General features: G+C 67.6%; 1 protein-coding gene and 1 pseudogene. Both read right to left on the bottom strand.

Annotated features, from left to right (window positions below; all coding sequences use genetic code 11):
• Positions 1–275: pseudogene (locus VGN68_RS08080) on the bottom strand (hypothetical protein); the annotation flags it as partial.
• A 438-nt stretch (positions 276–713) separates the two neighbouring features.
• On the bottom strand, positions 714–1,626 hold a 913-nt coding region (locus tag VGN68_RS08075), incomplete at its 5' end, for a DUF7146 domain-containing protein (protein WP_327475576.1).

The following is a 1,626-nucleotide window of genomic DNA, read 5'->3' as shown; positions in this document are numbered from 1 at the left end:
TCGATCCGTTCGCCGGCGCGGTGAAAGATATTGACGATGCCCCAGAGCAGATCTTCAAGATCGGGCTCGATGCGGGTATCGACCAGGCAGCCCGCCAATGCGTCGAAGATATCGGCGACGGCGCCGCCAGCGAGCCGGTCGTCTGGAAGCGGCCGTGCGTCGGGTTCGTCCTCATAGGGCCTATGACCGTAAAGCTGCATTTCCTGGAGGAGGTAGGCGCTGGCGCCGGGTTGCTGCGGTTCGCCGCGTTCGGGAAGGTCTGACAGGTCGATCATGTCATTTCTCTTGTCTGGGGCCGCGCCTCTCGCGGCCTTCGCGGCGACGCCTCGGCGGCGGCGGGTGCGGGTTCGCACCGCGCGGCACCCCGCGCGGCCGAAGCGCCAGCGAAGGATGGCGGGCTCGCGGCTATTTTGTTTCGCGATGCAAAGGGGCGCCAGCCCCGGCGGAAAATAGCCGCGAGCAGAGCCATTGCACGGCCCGCGCACGCTGCCGCAGTCGCCCTCCAGCGAAGGCCGAGGCGCGGCCTCCCGAGAACAGGCTGATCGGGCTTCCCCTTCCCGGACCGGCTTGATCCGATCCCCGCGGCGAGGTGACACACCGCTTTCCGAAACAACTATGGGATTTCGGGCATCATGAGGATGGCGCGCGCGATTGCGACGTCCCAATTCGCCGCCGCGCTGCTGGAGGCGTTGCGCCGCTGGCGCCAGGCGCGATCAGGCTGCATCGAGCATCCGCTCGGCATCGACGACGTGCATCTGCGGGGCGATCGAAGCGACGAGCTGCGAATGGCCCATCTGCATAAGATCGCTGTTCAGATCGTCCAGCGCCGGATCGAGCGGCAGGATATCGATCCCTAGCTGGACGGCTCGCTCGGCAAGAGCGGCGAATGCAGCGCGTCCCGCTGCATCCCGTTCGCGGGCAACATAGAGGCGGCGAAGCGGCGCAGGAAATTCCAGCGCCGCGAGATGGGCGGCCGACAGCCCGGCGATGAGCGGTAGTGCCGGGGCGATTTCGCGCAGCGAGAGCATGGTTTCGATGCCCTCACCGAATGCCATGACCTCGCCCGAGAGCCCGAAGCGGACGCCATGACCCAACAAATGCCCCATCGCGCGCCGCGGATAAGCCACGGGCGCCTTGGTCGATTGGTGCGGATCAAGCCATGTGCGATGAACGCCCATGAGCGAGCCGCCGAGGTCGGTCACCGCAGCGATCATCGCCGGATAGGCCGACTTGACCGACGGGCCATCCTCCTCCGACCGGCGATAATAGCAGTGCGGGTGGCATCGCAGCGCGGGCACATCGCCGACGTGCCGAAGCGCACGGCCCGCCAGATAGGTGCGCACAGGTGTCCCAGCGATGGGCTTCGACGCCGCCCAAAGCCGCGCTGCCGCCTCCGGGCTGCCAGCGGGCGCCCGGCGCGGACGCGGACGCGGCCCCTGCGTGCCCGCGTCGGATGGAGGCAAGCTCAGAAATCGCCGCGCCTCGGCGAGCGTTTCAGCGAGGTTCGTATGCGCGCAGCTGGCGGCGATGATGTCGAGCAGGTCACCATGATCGCCAGTCGCGGCGTCAGTCCATTTGCCCGCCGTGCGGCGACCATCGCCATCGGCGAGACGCACATAAAGACTG

Origin of the sequence: Sphingopyxis sp. (assembly GCF_035998965.1) — a bacterium.
In the GTDB taxonomy this organism is placed as follows: domain Bacteria; phylum Pseudomonadota; class Alphaproteobacteria; order Sphingomonadales; family Sphingomonadaceae; genus Sphingopyxis.
The sequence above is the reverse complement of the archived record's forward strand: the minus strand, read 5'-3'. Positions and strand labels throughout refer to the sequence as shown.